A 15,232-nucleotide genomic window follows, 5' to 3' on the forward strand; every position below is an offset into this window, starting at 1 on the left:
GCCATGCGCCACGCACTGCTGATCGCGGCACGCGACCTGCGTGAGCGGGCCCGTGACCGCACGGCCTACGTGCTCGCGATCGTCCTGCCCCTCGGGCTCGCCGGCGTGTTCACGTTGATCCTCGGCAACATCAGCGGCGACAGCCAGCTCTTCACCTACGCCGTCGCGGACGCCGACCGCGGTGTGGTCGCCCGTGCGTTCACCGACGACGTGCTGCGGAAGGCTGCGGCCTCCGGTGCGATCGCGCTGCGCACCGTCTCGTCCGAGCAGGAGGCCAGAACGCTGGTGGACGACGGCACGGCCACCGCCGCGTTCCTGCTGCCCGCCGGGCTGACCGAGGACGTGCAGGCGGGGCGCGCCGCGCGGATCGAGGTCGTCGGCAACGTCGACGCGCCGACCGGTACCGACGTCGCGCGGTCGCTGGCCCAGGCCTACACCGACCGGCTCGGCGCGGTCCGCACCGCTGTCGCCGCGACCGTCCACTCAGGAGTGTCGACACCGCCCGCCGAACTCGCCGCCGCCGCGGCCGCAGTGCTCCCGCAAGCCGTGGTCGACGAGGACACCACCGGCCGCAGACAGCTCGACGCGAAGACCCAGTACGCGGCGGGCATGGCGGTGTTCTTCCTGTTCTTCGCGGTGCAGCCGGGAGTGACCGGACTGCTCGACGAACGCCGCAACGGCACGCTCGCGCGGCTGCTGGCCGCACCCGTGCGCCGCTCGTCGATCCTCACCGGCAAACTGCTGACCAGCGTCGTCGTCGGCGTGGTGAGCATGACGGTCCTCGTGGTGGCGAGCTCCCTGCTGATGGGCGCGCGGTGGGGCCATCCCGCCGGCGTCGCCGCGCTGGTCCTGTCCGGTGTGCTGGCCGCGACCGGAGCGATGGCGGTGGTCGCCGCCATCGCGAAGACGTCGGAACAGGCGGGCGGCTGGCAGGCGATCGTCGCGATCGTGCTCGGTGCGCTCGGCGGCGCGTTCTTCCCGGTGACGCAGGCGGGTGGCGTGCTGGAAAAGCTCAGCCTGCTGGCGCCGCACCGGTGGTTCCTGCGCGGGCTCGCGGATCTCGCGGGCGGAGGTGTCGCCGCGGTCCTCCCGTCGGTGGCGGCCATGACCGCGTTCGCGGCGGTGACGGGGGCGATCGCGCTGCTGCTGTTCCGGAAGGTGGTGCGACCGTGAAGGTCCTCTCGATCGGCTGGATCAACGTGCACCGCGCGCTGCGCGACCGCACCGGGTTGTTCTTCCTCGTCGCGCTGCCGCTGATGCTGGTGTTCGTCATCGGCGCGGCGTTCGGTGGCGCGACGACACCGGTGGTCGGTGTGGTGGGCGACGCCGGCGCACTGAGTGCCGAACCCGCGGTGCAGGTGCGGAACTTCCCGGACGAGTCAGCCCTGCGCACGGCGGTGGAGCACGGCGAGATCAGCGCCGGACTCGTGCGGACGAACGGCGACACCCCTCGCCTCCTCGTCCGCGCCGACCGGACGGGGCAGCAGCTCCGGATGCTCGTGACCACCTCGCTCACCCGTGAGGCCAACCGGATCGCGGCGGGCGAGTTCGTCTCCGCGCACACCGGGCTGGACCGCACCACCGCTCTGTCCGTCGTGGACTCGGTGCGAGTGGCGCCGGTCGAGGTGCGGGTGAGCACCGCCGGCCGGGTGCTGTTCCCGGAGGGCTACTCCGGGTTCGACCTCGGTGCGTCGAACCAGCTGATCGTGTTCACGTTCCTCAACGCGCTCACCACAGCCGCCTACCTCGTGGAGACCCGCCGGCTCGGCGTCACCCGCCGCATGCTCGCCACACCGACGTCCGCACGGGTGATCGTGGCCGGCGAGGCACTGGGCCGGGTCGCGATCGCCCTGCTGCAAGGTCTGATCGTGCTCGTCGGGTCGGCGTTGCTGTTCGGCGTGCGCTGGGGTGATCCGTTCGGTGCTGCCGCGCTGCTGTGCGCCTTCGCGCTCGTCTCGGGCGGCGCCGGACTGCTGCTCGGGGCGGTCTGCCGCACTCAGCAGCAGACGACGGGTGCCGGCATCCTGCTGGGGCTGAGCCTCGCCGCGTTCGGCGGGTGCATGGTGCCGCTCGAGTTCTTCAGTCCCGTGCTGCGGAAAGTGGCGTTCGCGACGCCGCACGGCTGGGCCAACGACGGCTTCTCCACACTCACCAGGCGCGGCGGGGACCTGTTCACCGTCGCACCGCACCTGGCCGTGCTGGTGGGGTTCGCGGCCGTCCTGTTCAGCCTTGGTGCGTGGACGCTGCGTCGCGCCGTGACGCGGTGAGCAGTTCAGCGAACGCCTTGTGCAGCGCCTCGGCCAGCACGTCCACGTCGGAGGTGCTGGCGCGATCGGCGGTGATGCCGATCGCCACCCTGTCGGTGTAGGACAGCACCGCGATGCCCGTCCTGATCCGAATCGCGATCGGAACGTACGGCAGGATCTCCACGATCCGCCGGCCCAGCACCCGCAACGGCTTGCGCGGGCCCGGCACGTTCGTGGTCACGGTGACGATGCTGCGCTGGGGCATCATGGCCCCGAGCCGGACGCTCCACGCGAGCGGCGCGAACGGCTCGTGCCTCGCGAGCTGGACGAGAGCGTTCCCCGTCTCGGCCTGGTGCCCTCGCTTGGCGTCGGCGAAGCGCTCGTGCACCAGCGAAAGCGCCTCCACCGCGGTCCCGGCGTCGACCGGCAGGAACGCGAGCCGGAGACTGATCTGGTTGTCCAGCCGCCGATCACCGCGGACCGACACCGGCACCATCGTCCGGATGCTGTGCGGGGACGGCCGTTCGCCGCGTTCCAGCAGAAGCGCCCGGTACGCCTGCGTGACCGCGGCCAGCACCACGTCGTTCACCGTCACCCCGAACGTGCGGGCGATCTCCTTCGCCTCGGGCAACGAGGCTCGGACCACCCGGTAGAGGCGAGGCGAGCCGATCTGCCCGAAGAGTGACGACGGGCGCACCGGCAGCAACGACAGCGCGAGCGACAACACGCCGCCGGCCAGCGCCAGCGGTGCGCGAACGACGTTGGACAGCAGAGAGAACAGGCTCGTGGACGGATCTTCGCCAGGAGGCTCCGGTGCGGGCGCGTCGCCGTACATGACGTCGTACATCATCGTGCCGCTCACGCCGTCCGCCATGCAGTGGTGCACCTTGGCCAGGACGGCCCACCGCCCCTCGGCGAGGCCCTCCACGACCCAGTACTCCCACAGCGGCCGGTCGCGGTCGAGCCGCTGCCCCATGATCCGGGCGACCAGGGCGCACAGCTCCGCGTCGCCACCCGGTGCGGGCAAGGCGGTGCGTCGCACGTGATAGGTGAGGTCGAACGACGGATCATCCTGCCAAGCCGGTGTGCTCAGGTCCAACGGTGTGCGCACGAGCTTCTGCCGGGCACGGGGCAGCACCGGCAACTTCGCCCGCATCAGCGCGAGGAACTCGGCGTGGCTCGGCACCGGTCCCTCGACCACCGCCACCGAGGCGATCGCCAGCGAGGCGTGCGGATCGGCGTCCTCCACCTCGAGGAAGGCAGCGTCCAACGGGCTGAGCTGGTCCATTCCCCCAGTGCAGCACCAACGGGTTCCGCCGCCCACGGCCCTGCGTCCCACCGCTCGCGAGCCCTTCGGCCCTGCCCGCGCGGGCAGTGCTCGATCACGCTGAGGACAGGACGTACCAGGCGACGAGCACGCCGCCGGAGTTCGTCGCGAGATGCACCAGTGCGGGAGCGAGCACACCACGGCCGGTGTGCCGCCACCACAGCAGCACGACACCGGCGACCGCGGCGGCCAGCACGGCGACCGACGAGACGAGGACCAACGACGCACTGCCGAACACCGCGCTCACCGCGGCGTTGTGCGTCAACGCCAGTGAGGGAAGCACGTGCCACAGCCCGAAGAGCGCCGACGCCCCGAGCACCGGCCCCCAGCGCCAGCGGTCGCCACCGCCGAGCAGCGCGGGCAGCACGCCGCGGAACGCGATCTCCTCCAGCAGCACGGTGCCCAGCGGGATGCGGATCAGCGCCACCCACAGCACGGAACTCACGGCGAGGTCGGGCATCCGCCCGTCGTGGAAGAACGACCTCAGTGCCGGGACCACGAGAGCGATGCCGAAGCCGAGCGCGATCACGCCGAGGCCCGCCAGGCCGAAGAGACCGGCCCGGCGCAGGTGTGCACGATCCAGCCCGATCGCCGCGGCACGCAGACCCGACCAGCGGGCGAGTCCGACGAGCGCGCCCGCGGTGACGAGGCCGCACAGCGGATAGGCCCATCCGGGCAGGACGCGGTTCGCGAGCGTGGTGGCCAGGACGAGCAACAGGACAGCGGCGGTCAGCGCCGCGGCGCGACGACTCATGATGACTCCAGTATGCGCCCGCGCGACGAGTACCTGGACTGGCTGCGGGCGACGAGCCTCGTCGTGGTCGTCCTGTGGCACTGGGCTTTCACGATTCTGCGCTGGACACCGACGGGTCCGGTCCCCACCAGTCCGCTCGGTTTCTGGTCCGGAGTGTGGATTCTCACGTGGCTGCTCCAGGTCCTGCCGATGTTCTTCTACGTCGGCGGCTGCGTGCACAGCAGCTCGTGGGCTCGTGACCGCAAGCAGGGTGTCGGCCACTACGTGTGGCGTCACGTCCGCCACCTGCTCGTTCCAGCGTTGTTGCTCGTGCTCACCTGGGTGGTGCTCGGAGCGGTGTCCTGGGCGATCTTCGGGCTTTCCTGGATCCGCGGTGTGGTGCTGCTGGTCGTGAGTCCGCTGTGGTTCCTCGGGGTCTACGTCGTGCTCATCGCGCTCGTGCCGGTGAGCTCGTGGCTGCACCGCCGGTTCGACGTGCTCGTGCCCGTCTGGCTCGGCGGGATCGCGATGGTCGTCGACGTGCTGCGGTTCCGCTACGACCTGCCGTGGATCGGCTGGGTGAACATGCTCGTCGTGTGGTGGCTCGCCCACCAGGCCGGTTTCTTCCACCACCGGCTGACCCGGCGCACGGGATGGGCGTTGTTCTTCTGCGGCCTGTTCGGCCTCGCCGGGCTGGTGTTCTCCGGGCTGTACCCGGGATCGATGGTCGGGGTGCCCGGCGACCGGCTGTCCAACATCGGCCCGCCGACGTTCGTGATCGTGGCGTTGCTGGTGTTCCAGATCGGTTTCGCGGTGGTGACCCGTCCACTCGTCGAGCGTGTCCTGGACGGCACGGTCGCGCGACGGGTGGTGGCGGTGGTCAGCTCGATCGCGCTGCCGCTGTTCCTCTTCCACAGCACGGGGATGGCGCTCGCCAGGGTGTCCGGGTTCCTCCTGCTCGGCGGTCAGATCTCCGACGACCGCGCTCCTGACCTCATCTGGTGGCTGCAGCGTCCGCTCGCCGTGGTGGTGCCGCTGCTGTTCACCCTGCCCGTGATCGTCCTTTTCGGACTGAGGAGGCGCACGTGAGCTCACGAACCATCCCCACCTGGCGCAAACTCGCCTGGGCGGCCTGGCGTGCCCCGTCGGACCCCCAGTTCTACGGCGAGCTTGACCTCGACGCGACCGCGTTGCTCGCCTACGTCGACCACGTCCGTGAGACGAGTGGTACGCGTGTGACGATCACGCATCTCATCGGGCGCGCGGTGGCCCACGGACTCGTGCAGGTACCCGAACTGCGGGTGCGCGTGGCGTTCGGGCGGGAGTACGAGCGCGAGACCGCCGACGTCTTCTTCATCACCTCTGTCGAGAACGGCAAGGAGCTCAGCGGCGTGAAGATCACCGACGTCGAGCACAAGTCCGCGGTCGACGTCGCCGACGAGCTGACCCGCAGGCACGCCGCGATCGTCTCGGGCGCCGATCCGGAGTTCGGCAGGAGCAAGGCGTTGCTCGGATGGCTGCCGATCTGGCTGTTGCGCCCGGTGATGAGGTGCGGGGCGTGGCTCACCACGGCGCTCAACCTCGACCTGAAAGCGCTCGGCATGCCGCGCCAGGCCTTCGGCGGGGCCATGGTGACCTCGGTGGGGATGTGGGGTGTGCGGCGGGCGTTCTCGCCGCTGGCGGCGTACTACCGGATGCCGGTCCTGGTGCTGGTGGGCGCGGTGGAACAGCGGCCGGTGGTCGTCGACGGCGAAGTGGTGGCCCGGCCGGTGCTGGGGGTCACGGCGACCTTCGACCACCGCTACGTCGACGGGTCACAGGCGGTGCGGTTCGCGGCGGCGGCGCGGGAGTACTGCGCCGACCCCCGCGCCTTCGAACCGGTGTGACCGTCAGCTCTGCACTGCGACGACCGTGCCCGGATCACCCGGCGCGGTGGAAGTGCACGCGCAGGTTCGTGGTCTCGCCGCTCGGGGAGGTCGGCGTGGAGGTCGGCGCCGCCGGTTCCGTTCGGTCGCCGCGCAACCTGACCAGCACGACGACGAGATCCAGGACAACGGTGGTGGCGGCGACCGCGGCGATGACGATCCGCGTTCGTCTGGTCATGTCACGCCACTGCCAACGAGCGCAGCACCTGGAAACCGGACGCGGTCAGGACAGCCGGCGACGGACTGCCGAACGCCGCTTCACTCACAGGACGGAACAACCCGCCCGTGAACAGCTCGACCGTGGCGGTGAAGTCACACCACAGACCATCGACGCTCAGGCTCGGGGTGCGCCCGCACACCAGCTCGCCACGTCCGTCCGCGATCGCCTGCAGCATCGCCCGGTGCCTCGCCGTGTAGCCGTTGGTCGTCATGTCGCTCCCCTTTCCTCCGCGTTTCCGGCAACTGAGGTGAGCCTGCTCTTCACCGCGGACGTGATGCAGAACACAAGGTGACCACGAGTCCGGGACCATTGCCGCGGACGGGACAGACCTCGGTCTCTGCTCCCGGCCCCGGCCGGGTCGGGACGCTGGTCCCATGAACACCGGACTGCCTTCGATTCCGCTCGGGCGGGTGCGTGGCATCGTGGTCGGCGCTCACTGGTCGACGCTCGTGGCGGTCATCGTGATCGCGCAGGTCGTCGCGATGTCCGTGCTTCCGCAGGCGGCACCGGGCCACGCCACGGTCGTCTACTGGATCGCGGGCGTGCTGTCCGCACTCGCGTTCATGCTGTCGTTGCTGGCTCACGAGCTCGCACACGCGCTCGCCGCGCAACGGTTCGGCGTCGGCGTCGACCGCATCGACCTGTGGCTGCTCGGTGGCGTGTCGCGGCTGTCGTCCTCGCCGCGCAGCCCGAGAGCCGCGTTCCTGATCGCCGTGGCGGGTCCTGCCACGAGTGTGGTCGTCGCGGTCCTCGCGGGCGCCGCCGGCACCGGGCTCGCGTCGTGGGGCGCACCCGCGCTCATCAGCTCTCCTCTGCTGTGGCTGGCCATCACCAACGGCGTGCTGGCCGTGTTCAACCTGGTGCCCGCCGCACCGCTGGACGGCGGCCGCGTGCTCGCCGCAGCCGTGTGGTGGCGCACGGGCGACGAACATCGCGGCACGAAGACGGCGGCCTTGGCGGGCCGGGCGTTCGGCCTGGCGCTGGTCGCGTTCGGGCTCATGCAGGTCTTCGCCGGCGCGCTGTCCGGACTGTGGCTGGTGCTGCTCGGTGCGTACCTGGTCGTGAGCAGCGCCGCGGAACAGTCCGCGAACGAGATGAAGCACCGGCTCGGCGGCGTGCGCGTGCGTGACGTCATGATCCCGGACCCTCCGATCGCGCCGGGCTGGTGGACCGTGGGGACGTTCCTGGCCGGCCTCGCCACCGGCCCGCACCGGCTCGTGTTCCCGGTGGTGTCGTTCGACGGTGCCGTCGTGGGGTCCGTCGGCCTCGCGGAGCTCGTCCGCGTGCCCGACCCGCTCAACACCAGGATCAGTGACGTGTGCCGCGCTCCCTCCGTGGAGACCGTCACGTCCCCGGACGAAAAGCTGCTCGACGTCCTCGGCAAGGCGCCGCTCAGACAAGGGCGGGATCTCGTGCTCGTCCTGCGCGACGAGCACCTCGTGGGCGTCATCGGACCCGAGGACGTGGCCTGGGCGCTGGAACTTTCCCGCAGCGCGCCGCTCACCCGTCACGGGGTGACGTCCTGAGGTCCGCGGCAGTGGCCGACGGCCCCGCACACGTGACCGAAGGTCACTGCCCTGCGGCCTCACGCAGGGAGACCGTTGTGGTGGAAGGGAGACCAACCATGTCCATCGAACAGAAGCCCGAGACCCGCCTGCGTGGCGACGCACTCGTGGAGAGGGCCAAGCAGCTCATCCACGAGGGCAACTTCCGGCGGCTGATCATCAAGAACGACAAGGGACACACGGTGATGGAGGTCCCGGTCACCGCGGGTGTGGTGGCCGCGATCGCCGCGCCCGTCGTCACGGCCGTCGGTGCCATCGCCGCGCTCGCGAGCGACTGGACCATCGAGGTCGAACGCCAGGGAGAGCAGCCGTGAAACCCGTGCGGCTGTGGATCGGGCTGGTGCTGCTCGCGCTCGGCGTGTTCGGCATCCTCGACGCCGTCGGCGTGCTCGACTCCGGTCCGGTCATCGCGGACTGGTGGCCGGCCGCGGTGGTCGTGCTCGGCCTCGTCGCCATGATCGCGGAACGGCGGGTGTCGCTCGGGCCGGTCGTGATCGTCGTGCTCGGCCTCGTGCTGCTCGCGGGCACCCTCGACTGGACGAGCGGGGACCTCCTGGTGCCCACGCTGCTCGCCGGGGTGGGGGTCGCGGTGCTCATCGGCCTGCGGCGGCACCACGGGACTCGTACGCCCATCGCGATGTTCGGCGGTGCCAGCACGAAGGAGCGGTCGAAGCACCTGCGGCACGCCGACGTGTCGGCCATCTTCGGAGGCGCCACGCTCGACCTCCGGGAGGCGCACATCGACAAGGACGCGGACATCGACGCGTTCGCGCTCTTCGGCGGAGTCGACGTCCTCGTGCCCGAGGGCTGGCGCGTCTCGGTCGGCGGGCTGCCGTTCATGGGCGGCATCGACGACAAGACGAGCAACGACGAGCGCGAACTCCCCGATGACGCGCCGGTGCTGACCGTGAACGGCACGGCGCTGTTCGGTGCCGTCGTGGTCGCGAACCAACCGAAACCATGACCGACCGCGCCGGTGGAGCCGGGCGGAATCGCCGCACTGGTGCTGCCGGCGCTCGTGCACGTCTGCTGGCGGGCGCGGCAACGGTGGCCGCCTGACTGTTGCCTGCGGTGTCCTGACTCCGCCGGCGTCGAGTACCGCGGAGAGTGCTTGCGGCTGCACCCGTTGACCGTCATCGTCGCAGTCGCGACCGGTGTGGTGCCGGGGGGCGTTGTTCGCCGTCCCGGTCGTGTTGACCGCACGGGAGATCTGGCATCGAGAGGGTGGTGACCATGGCGCTGACCGCGCGGCAGAAGGAGACGCTGCACGAGCTGACGACGCGCGGAGTGCTGTCGGCTGAACAGGAAAGCACGGTGATCGCGGCGCTCGAGGACACCCGCGCACCGTCGCGTCTCGCCGATCGCATCGCCGAGATCGCCGCGTACCTCGGCGGCGGGCTGGTGCTCGGAGGTGCCGCACTGGTGCTCGGAGTCTCCTGGGAGGACCTGACCAGGCCGGCGAAGGTCGCGGTGCTCGGCGGGGCCACCGCGGCGCTGATCGTCGCCGCTCTCGTCGTGGCGGGCGGACTGTCTGCGGTGCGGACGGTCTCGCACCGCAGGCGGCGTGTGGTGAGCACGCTCTTCTCGCTCGCCGCCGTGACGGCCGCGTTCACCGCCGGCACGGCGGTGAGTTCACACGAGGTCGTGGTGGGGGCGACGACGGGTCTGGTCGTGGCGGCCGCCGCGTACGTCCTGGTCACCACCGCACTGGCCTACTTGACGTTGGCAGCGGCGGCGATCGGCGCGGTTCTCGCGTGGGTCACCGAGCTGGTGCCCGACAGCGTGCTTCCCGGCGCCGCGGCGTTGTTCGCACTCGGCGTCATCGGCATGTTCCTGTCCGTTGTGGACGTTCTGCGGCCCACCCAGCTCGCGCTCGCCGTCGGTGCCGCCACAGCCCTCTTCGGTGCGCAGCAACCGTTGGGCGGCCATGCGCCGGTGGCCTACGCGCTCACCGCCTGCCTCGCGCTCGTCTGCTTCGCCACCTACTTCGGGGTGCGTTCGACGGTTCTGCTCGTGGCGGGCGTGGTGGCCACGACGATCGTCGTGCCGGAAGTGGTGTGGGACCTCACCGATGGCGCCGTGGGCGGGGGCGTGCTGCTCCTCGTGGCCGGTGCGGTGTTGCTCGCCACCAGCCTGGGCAGCACGTGGATGCGCCGCACGCGCTGAGATTTGGCCACTTGGGAGACCAACCCGCACCGCAAGAGACTGCTGGCATGGACAACTGGCGAAGATCAGTGGTGCCCGCTCTCCTCGCGACCGCGGGCTTGGTGCTCTGGCCGATCGGCACCGCCTCCGCGCAGCCGCCGCCCACCTGCAACGGCCTGGCCGCGACGCAGGTCGGGACGAACGGTGACGACGTGTTGTTCGGCACCAACGGTCCGGACGTGTTCGTGACCCTCGGCGGCGACGACGTCGTGTTCGGTCTCAACGGAAACGACACGGCATGCCTGGGGGCCGGTGCCGACGAGTTCTTCGGTGGCAACGGAAACGACTGGGCCAGCGGAGAGGCGGGGGCCGACACCCTCAACGGTGAAGCGGGCAACGACACGCTTCTCGGTGGCGAAGGTCCGGACCGCCTCGACGGTGCAGCCGGCAACGACATCCTCAACGGCGGTGCGGCCGCAGACATCATCGAGGGCGGTCCGGGCGACGACACCGTCAACGCCGGTGCAGGTGCCGACTCCGTCAACGGTGGCGACGGCGCCGACACCCTCAACGGTCAGAACGGCGCGGACCGGATGAACGGCGGCAACGGCAACGACCGTCTCAACGGCGGTGCGGGCGTCGACGACCTCGACGGCGGCGCCGGGAACGACGTCCTCAACGGTGACGCGGGCAACGACACGCTCACCGACCCGTCCGGGCTGGACGTCGGGGACGGTGGAGCCGGTCAGGCAGATCGCTGCGACTCGCGCTTCGAGTCGCTGTCCAACTGCGAGATCATCTTCTGAGAGGTGGACTCCGCCTCGTGCCACGCCTGTGTGGCCGTGTTCGCGTCACTCCACGACCACGGCCACATCCGGACGGATCCGCCGGCGACTACGTCACCGAGGGCGTCGTGTCGTCGCGCCGGGACTGACTGGCGGTGAGCGCGGCCACCAGCATCAGGACCAGTCCCAGCACCGCCAGCACGCCGCCACCGACGATCAGGCCGATCGACACCGGCCGCAGCGCGGGCACTTCGGCCTGTGCCGCGAGACGGGTGTCGACGACTCGCGAGCCGTCGGAGTTCAGCACGACAGCGGTCCAGTTGCCCTGGTCGGCCCGCCAGGTCACCTCGCCGGTACCGGAGGCCGCCCAGAACGTCTGCGCGGCGGGGTCAGCGGGCATGCCGCCGCCGCGGTGCACGTAGCTCACCCGCGACTGGGCCATGGTCACCTCGTCGTGCTCCACATCGGACAGATAACGCGTGACGTCGTCCGTCCTGGCGATGCCGATGAACACGTCGTTGTCCGCCTTCACCCGGACCTCGCCGAGCCAGCTGTCCGCGAGTCCCCAGTCCGCGTCCGTCCACCGCAGTTCCACCGTGCCGAACTCCAGTGCGTAACCCGTGCCGTGGAACGACTCCGCGCGGGTGCTGAGGAACCCGGCCGCGTCGCGTTGCGTCGAGTCGGCCCAGAGCCCGAACCCGCCCGTGCCGCCGATCGCGGCACCGGTGATCAGCAGCAGTGCCCCGATCACCACCGAGATCACGCGCCCCGGCGTCCAGCCGGGATGTCCGGGTGCGGGAGCGGGTGGCGCCTGGTCGATCGTCGTCGTGCCCGGTTCGTCGCCGCCGGAGTCGAACCGGAACGGTGGATAGGCGTCCGTCATCAGTCCGGCGTAGGCGGCCACGCGCAGCGCCCAGCGGTCCATGCCGAGCACGAAGTCGAACAGGCTCTTCGGATACTTGCCGGTGAAGAGCAGTGCCACGCCCGCGAAGACGACCAGCAGGCTGATCAGGCCGCCGCCGGTGTTGCGGATCGTCTCACCCGCCTGGTAGGTGACGTACGTGCCACCGCCGACGAAGAACCCGACGATCAGGTAGTGCGGAATGGCGAGCAGCCACCACTTCACCAGGACCAGCCCGCGGGACAGGTGTTCCGGGTAGGCGATGTCGAGCGTCGCCGGGTAGTCCGGCTCGGCGCCGAGGCTGAACGGCGGGTAGCGGTCGGTCGCCAGCGCGCCGTAGGTGTAGTAGGCGACGCGCCACGACCAGCGCAGCACGCCGACGTTGAAGTCGAACAACGCGCGCGGATAGCGACCGGTGAACAGGATCGCGAAGAACGCGACCACGCTGAACACCGCGAACCCCAGCCACAGGAACGCGAGCACCAGGTAGTGCGGAATCGCGAGGAACCACTTCACCAGCCACAACCACCGGCTCAGGCCGGGGTCGAGCCGCGCGTGCACGTGCACCGGATAACCGGCGGCAGCAGTGGTCATCATTGCCTCCCTGCGTTTCCTCGCCCGGCAGGTGCTCGTTCGGCGGGATCCCCCTCGTCACCCGAGTCGACCCGGATCTCGACCGCCGGCGGCTGCCGGAGCGTGTTGTGGACGGTGCAGTGGTCCGCGACCGCCTGCAACGCTGCTTTCTGTTGCGGCGTCAGCGAAGTCTTGACTTGAACGGTGACGCGGATCTCGGCCACGCGGGCCGGCCGGTCGGTCGCCATCTCGTACTCGGCGTGCACGACGTGCCCGGCGTCCGAGAGCTCGTGCCGGCGCAGGTACGCCCCGGAGTAGTGGGCGACGCACGTCGCGAGCGACACCACGAACAGCTCGATCGGCGACGGCCCGCGGTCGCTGTCCGGTTGGTCGGTGTGCAGTTCGTGAGCACGGAGCCGCACGACGAACTCGTCGCCGCGGACGTGCTCGACGGTGAGGCGGTGCAGTCCCGGGCTCATGACGACTCCTTGATCACGACGACGGGGCAGACGGCGTGGTGCACGCAGTAGGCGCTCACCGAACCCAGGAGCAGTTCGACCGCCGCGCTGTGCCCCCGGTTGCCCACGACGAGCATTCGCGCGCCCCGGGACATCTCGACGAGCAGCTTCTTCACGTCGCCCTCGATGAGGATCCGCCGCACGACCACGTCGTCGAGGTCCGCCGTCGCCGCGTCGAGCACGGACCGGTTCGCCGCCTCGATGCTCGCCGGGTCCAGCCCGGAGACGGCAGGCCCGGGCGACATCATCACGCCGTAGTCCATGTGCCACACGGAGACGGCGTCGATCGGGCAGTCGTGCTGACGTGCTTCCTCGGCGGCCCAGCGAAGTGCCGCCGCACCGGCCGCCGACCCGTCGACGCCGACCACGATCGGCCGAGGTTCGTCATCGCTCATGTACTTCAGCGTCGCGGGAGGCACGCGTGCCGGTCAGTGGCCCGGGGCCCGCCCCGCACGGGACCTTCGTCCTCAGGACGCGACCTGCGTCCCGCGCACGCCGGGCACCGTGCGCACGAGAGCCTCGACCACCTTGCGCTCGGCCACGTCCGCGAACGGTCCGGACACGCTGACCTCGCCGTCGTGCACCGCCACCGTCCACCGTGGACTGCCGCTGTACGACCGCAACGCCGCGTCGACCCGCGCCGCGACCACCGCGTCGGCCGGGGTCAGGATGCGCAGCAGGTCACTGCGGCTCACCACCCCTACGAGCAGTTGCCCGTCCGACACGATCGGAAGGCACCGCAGCCTCTGCGACAACATGGTCGTGGCCAGCTCCTCCGGTGTCGCCGACATCGGCGCGCTGATCACGGACTTGCGCATCACCCGCGCCACCGGACTGTTCGCGGTTTCCGGCGTCATACCCGCCATCAGCAGGTCGGCGCCGGACACGATGCCCACCAGGCCACCTTCTTCGTCCACCACGGGCAGGGCCGAGAACCCGCGGTCGCCCAGCACGGCACTCGCCTCGCGGACCGTGGTGGCCGGGCTGACCACGACCACCGGGCTGGTCATCACATCTGCAGCGTTCATACCGCTCAGCTTCGATCGCCGGGGTTGGCCCGGGCAGTGCGGTTGGCCACCACGTGGCGGTGACGTAGGTCCCTGCCGTCACCTCACCGGGCGGACGATCGCCAAAGGACACGGTGCGTGGTGCACGAGCGCCTGGCTCGTCGAGCCGATCAGCATGCCCGTGAACCCGCCGTGGCCGCGGCTGCCCACGACCAGCAGCTGCGCCTGGGCCGCGTACCGCAGCAGCGCCCGCGCCGGCCGGTCCCGCAGCACCACGCGCTGCACGTCCACGTCCGGGTACTTCTCCTGCCACCCGGCCAGCCGCTGCGCGAGCAGCCTGCGTTCGTCCTCCTCCACCTGTGCCCAGTCGACGGCCATGCGCGAGACGTTGTACGCGCTGTCGACGGTGAAGTCCTGCGAGGTCATCACCGCGACCAGCACCGCACCGCGGACCGAGGCCTCGTCGAACGCGAACGCCAGCGCCGCCTCGCTCGTCGGTGAACCGTCCACGCCGACGACGACCGGACCGTGCGGTGTCTCCGTCCCGCGCACCACGACCACCGGGCTGTGCGCGTGCGCCGCCAACGCCACCGCCGTGGAACCGACGAGCAGTCCGGTGACGGTGCCGAGCCCCCGCGAACCGGCCACCACGAGCCGGGCCTTCCTCGACTCCTCGATGAGCAGACCCGCCGCGCCGCAGCACAGGATCTCCGTCGTGACCTCAACGTCCGGGGCGGTCGCACGGGCAGCCGCCGTCGCCTCGGTCAGCCAGTCGCGAACCTGCTGCTCGATCGCGTGCCGCACCTCGGCGCTGGTCACCAGGATTTCCGGGTAGTCGCTGGTGGGCAGCATGAAGCCGTGCACCAGCCGCAGCGGCACGTGGTGCCGGGCGCATTCGGCCGCGGCCCAGCTGACCGCGCCGAGCGCGGAAGCGGAGCCGTCGACGCCCACCACGATCGGCGCGGAAGGAGATTTCGGCCTGTCACCACGGGAAGTTCCTCGCATGCGACTCACGATTCGCTCCGCGGCGCGGCCTGGGCAGGGCGGACGTGCCCACCCCACCCAGGCCTTTCGCCCCTGCTCCGCACCTGCACCGGGCCGCGAGTCTCGAACCGTCGCCGTCAACCGCAGTCACGGCCCCGGGGAGCGTTCGATGCACTGGTACAACGGCAACTCAGCCGGCTTGGAAGGGTTCGCGGCGGCCGTTCTGATGCTGCTGCTGTGGGCTGCTCTCACCGTCGCGGCCACGATCATCGTGGTGTGGTGGCACGAGACGCATCACCGGCA

General features: G+C 70.7%; 18 protein-coding genes. 9 read left to right on the plus strand and 9 right to left on the minus strand.

The features are described from left to right. Positions 1-3: 3 nt before the first annotated feature. On the plus strand, positions 4-1,173 hold the full coding sequence (locus AOM45_RS47555) for an ABC transporter permease (protein WP_030473805.1): 1,170 nt from the start codon (positions 4-6) through the stop codon (positions 1,171-1,173). Beyond that, on the plus strand, positions 1,170-2,267 hold the full coding sequence (locus AOM45_RS47560) for an ABC transporter permease (RefSeq protein WP_030473804.1): 1,098 nt from the start codon (positions 1,170-1,172) through the stop codon (positions 2,265-2,267). Before AOM45_RS47555 ends, AOM45_RS47560 begins: the two co-directional genes overlap by 4 nt. Here AOM45_RS47560 and AOM45_RS47565 read toward each other — a convergent pair. Then, a complete protein-coding gene (locus AOM45_RS47565) occupies positions 2,224-3,534 on the minus strand; it encodes a wax ester/triacylglycerol synthase family O-acyltransferase (protein WP_030473803.1) in 1,311 nt (436 codons plus the stop codon). The two genes, AOM45_RS47560 and AOM45_RS47565, sit on opposite strands and share 44 nt — an antisense overlap. A 94-nt stretch (positions 3,535-3,628) precedes the next feature. Then, positions 3,629-4,327, minus strand: coding sequence for a CPBP family glutamic-type intramembrane protease (locus AOM45_RS47570; protein ID WP_030473802.1), 699 nt, complete (start codon positions 4,325-4,327; stop codon positions 3,629-3,631). Positions 4,328-4,339: 12 nt separating this feature from the next. Between AOM45_RS47570 and AOM45_RS47575 the strand changes: the two genes are divergently transcribed. Further along, the gene (locus AOM45_RS47575; RefSeq protein ID WP_030473801.1) at positions 4,340-5,395 is read left to right on the plus strand and encodes an acyltransferase family protein; all 1,056 of its coding nucleotides are present in this window, start codon (positions 4,340-4,342) and stop codon (positions 5,393-5,395) included. After that, positions 5,392-6,192, plus strand: coding sequence for a 2-oxo acid dehydrogenase subunit E2 (locus AOM45_RS47580; RefSeq protein WP_035913950.1), 801 nt, complete (start codon positions 5,392-5,394; stop codon positions 6,190-6,192). Before AOM45_RS47575 ends, AOM45_RS47580 begins: the two co-directional genes overlap by 4 nt. Before the next feature lie 34 nt (positions 6,193-6,226). On the opposite strand, the gene AOM45_RS47585 is transcribed toward AOM45_RS47580, so the two are convergent. Together AOM45_RS47585 and AOM45_RS47590 are read right to left on the minus strand one after the other, a co-directional pair. Further along, entirely contained in the window at positions 6,227-6,409 is a 183-nt protein-coding gene (locus tag AOM45_RS47585) for a hypothetical protein (protein WP_030473799.1), read from the minus strand. 1 nt (position 6,410) lies between these two features. Further along, positions 6,411-6,662: a hypothetical protein gene (locus tag AOM45_RS47590; protein ID WP_030473798.1), complete on the minus strand. Its 252-nt coding sequence runs from the start codon at positions 6,660-6,662 to the stop codon at positions 6,411-6,413. Between the two features lie 163 nt (positions 6,663-6,825). Here AOM45_RS47590 and AOM45_RS47595 point away from each other — a divergent pair, with 163 nt between their 5' ends. The 5 genes from AOM45_RS47595 to AOM45_RS47615 all read left to right on the plus strand — a co-directional run bounded on the left by AOM45_RS47595 (position 6,826) and on the right by AOM45_RS47615 (position 10,967). Then, a complete protein-coding gene (locus tag AOM45_RS47595) occupies positions 6,826-7,977 on the plus strand; it encodes a site-2 protease family protein (protein WP_030473797.1) in 1,152 nt (383 codons plus the stop codon). A gap of 98 nt (positions 7,978-8,075) precedes the next feature. After that, positions 8,076-8,330, plus strand: coding sequence for a DUF4342 domain-containing protein (locus tag AOM45_RS47600; protein ID WP_030473796.1), 255 nt, complete (start codon positions 8,076-8,078; stop codon positions 8,328-8,330). After that, complete coding sequence (locus AOM45_RS47605) at positions 8,327-8,980, plus strand: LiaF transmembrane domain-containing protein (RefSeq protein WP_030473795.1); 654 nt, start codon at positions 8,327-8,329, stop codon at positions 8,978-8,980. The genes AOM45_RS47600 and AOM45_RS47605 overlap by 4 nt, the downstream gene beginning before the upstream one ends. A 269-nt stretch (positions 8,981-9,249) precedes the next feature. Next, complete coding sequence (locus AOM45_RS47610) at positions 9,250-10,182, plus strand: DUF2157 domain-containing protein (RefSeq protein ID WP_063757216.1); 933 nt, start codon at positions 9,250-9,252, stop codon at positions 10,180-10,182. A 47-nt stretch (positions 10,183-10,229) separates the two neighbouring features. Further along, complete coding sequence (locus AOM45_RS47615) at positions 10,230-10,967, plus strand: calcium-binding protein (RefSeq protein ID WP_081902822.1); 738 nt, start codon at positions 10,230-10,232, stop codon at positions 10,965-10,967. 88 nt (positions 10,968-11,055) lie between these two features. Here AOM45_RS47615 and AOM45_RS47620 read toward each other — a convergent pair whose 3' ends face one another. From AOM45_RS47620 to AOM45_RS47640, 5 genes are all read right to left on the minus strand, one after another. Continuing rightward, positions 11,056-12,441 (minus strand): DUF4389 domain-containing protein, encoded by a 1,386-nt coding sequence (locus AOM45_RS47620; RefSeq protein ID WP_051784783.1) that lies wholly within the window; start codon positions 12,439-12,441, stop codon positions 11,056-11,058. After that, the gene (locus AOM45_RS47625; RefSeq protein ID WP_063757215.1) at positions 12,441-12,899 is read right to left on the minus strand and encodes an OsmC family protein; all 459 of its coding nucleotides are present in this window, start codon (positions 12,897-12,899) and stop codon (positions 12,441-12,443) included. Before AOM45_RS47625 ends, AOM45_RS47620 begins: the two co-directional genes overlap by 1 nt. After that, positions 12,896-13,333, minus strand: coding sequence for a universal stress protein (locus tag AOM45_RS47630; RefSeq protein ID WP_030473790.1), 438 nt, complete (start codon positions 13,331-13,333; stop codon positions 12,896-12,898). Before AOM45_RS47630 ends, AOM45_RS47625 begins: the two co-directional genes overlap by 4 nt. Before the next feature lie 72 nt (positions 13,334-13,405). Further along, positions 13,406-13,966 carry a CBS domain-containing protein gene (locus tag AOM45_RS47635; protein ID WP_030473789.1) on the minus strand — a complete coding sequence of 187 codons (561 nt, stop codon included), beginning with the start codon at positions 13,964-13,966 and terminating at the stop codon, positions 13,406-13,408. A gap of 78 nt (positions 13,967-14,044) precedes the next feature. Then, complete coding sequence (locus AOM45_RS47640) at positions 14,045-14,950, minus strand: universal stress protein (RefSeq protein WP_051784782.1); 906 nt, start codon at positions 14,948-14,950, stop codon at positions 14,045-14,047. Positions 14,951-15,232: the final 282 nt, after the last annotated feature.

This window comes from Lentzea aerocolonigenes (assembly GCF_000974445.1).
In the GTDB taxonomy this organism is placed as follows: domain Bacteria; phylum Actinomycetota; class Actinomycetes; order Mycobacteriales; family Pseudonocardiaceae; genus Lentzea; species Lentzea aerocolonigenes.

Bases quoted from the DNA above. Each gene is read 5' to 3' on its own strand.
- AOM45_RS47555 (WP_030473805.1), top strand. From the start codon at position 4: ATGCGCCACGCACTGCTGATCGCGGCACGCGACCTGCGTGAGCGGGCC.
- AOM45_RS47565 (WP_030473803.1), bottom strand. From the start codon at position 3,534: ATGGACCAGCTCAGCCCGTTGGACGCTGCCTTCCTCGAGGTGGAGGAC.
- AOM45_RS47570 (WP_030473802.1), bottom strand. From the start codon at position 4,327: ATGAGTCGTCGCGCCGCGGCGCTGACCGCCGCTGTCCTGTTGCTCGTC.
- AOM45_RS47575 (WP_030473801.1), top strand. From the start codon at position 4,340: ATGCGCCCGCGCGACGAGTACCTGGACTGGCTGCGGGCGACGAGCCTC.
- AOM45_RS47585 (WP_030473799.1), bottom strand. From the start codon at position 6,409: ATGACCAGACGAACGCGGATCGTCATCGCCGCGGTCGCCGCCACCACC.
- AOM45_RS47590 (WP_030473798.1), bottom strand. From the start codon at position 6,662: ATGACGACCAACGGCTACACGGCGAGGCACCGGGCGATGCTGCAGGCG.
- AOM45_RS47595 (WP_030473797.1), top strand. From the start codon at position 6,826: ATGAACACCGGACTGCCTTCGATTCCGCTCGGGCGGGTGCGTGGCATC.
- AOM45_RS47600 (WP_030473796.1), top strand. From the start codon at position 8,076: ATGTCCATCGAACAGAAGCCCGAGACCCGCCTGCGTGGCGACGCACTC.
- AOM45_RS47610 (WP_063757216.1), top strand. From the start codon at position 9,250: ATGGCGCTGACCGCGCGGCAGAAGGAGACGCTGCACGAGCTGACGACG.
- AOM45_RS47615 (WP_081902822.1), top strand. From the start codon at position 10,230: ATGGACAACTGGCGAAGATCAGTGGTGCCCGCTCTCCTCGCGACCGCG.
- AOM45_RS47620 (WP_051784783.1), bottom strand. From the start codon at position 12,441: ATGACCACTGCTGCCGCCGGTTATCCGGTGCACGTGCACGCGCGGCTC.
- AOM45_RS47625 (WP_063757215.1), bottom strand. From the start codon at position 12,899: ATGAGCCCGGGACTGCACCGCCTCACCGTCGAGCACGTCCGCGGCGAC.
- AOM45_RS47630 (WP_030473790.1), bottom strand. From the start codon at position 13,333: ATGAGCGATGACGAACCTCGGCCGATCGTGGTCGGCGTCGACGGGTCG.
- AOM45_RS47635 (WP_030473789.1), bottom strand. From the start codon at position 13,966: ATGAACGCTGCAGATGTGATGACCAGCCCGGTGGTCGTGGTCAGCCCG.
- AOM45_RS47640 (WP_051784782.1), bottom strand. From the start codon at position 14,950: ATGCGAGGAACTTCCCGTGGTGACAGGCCGAAATCTCCTTCCGCGCCG.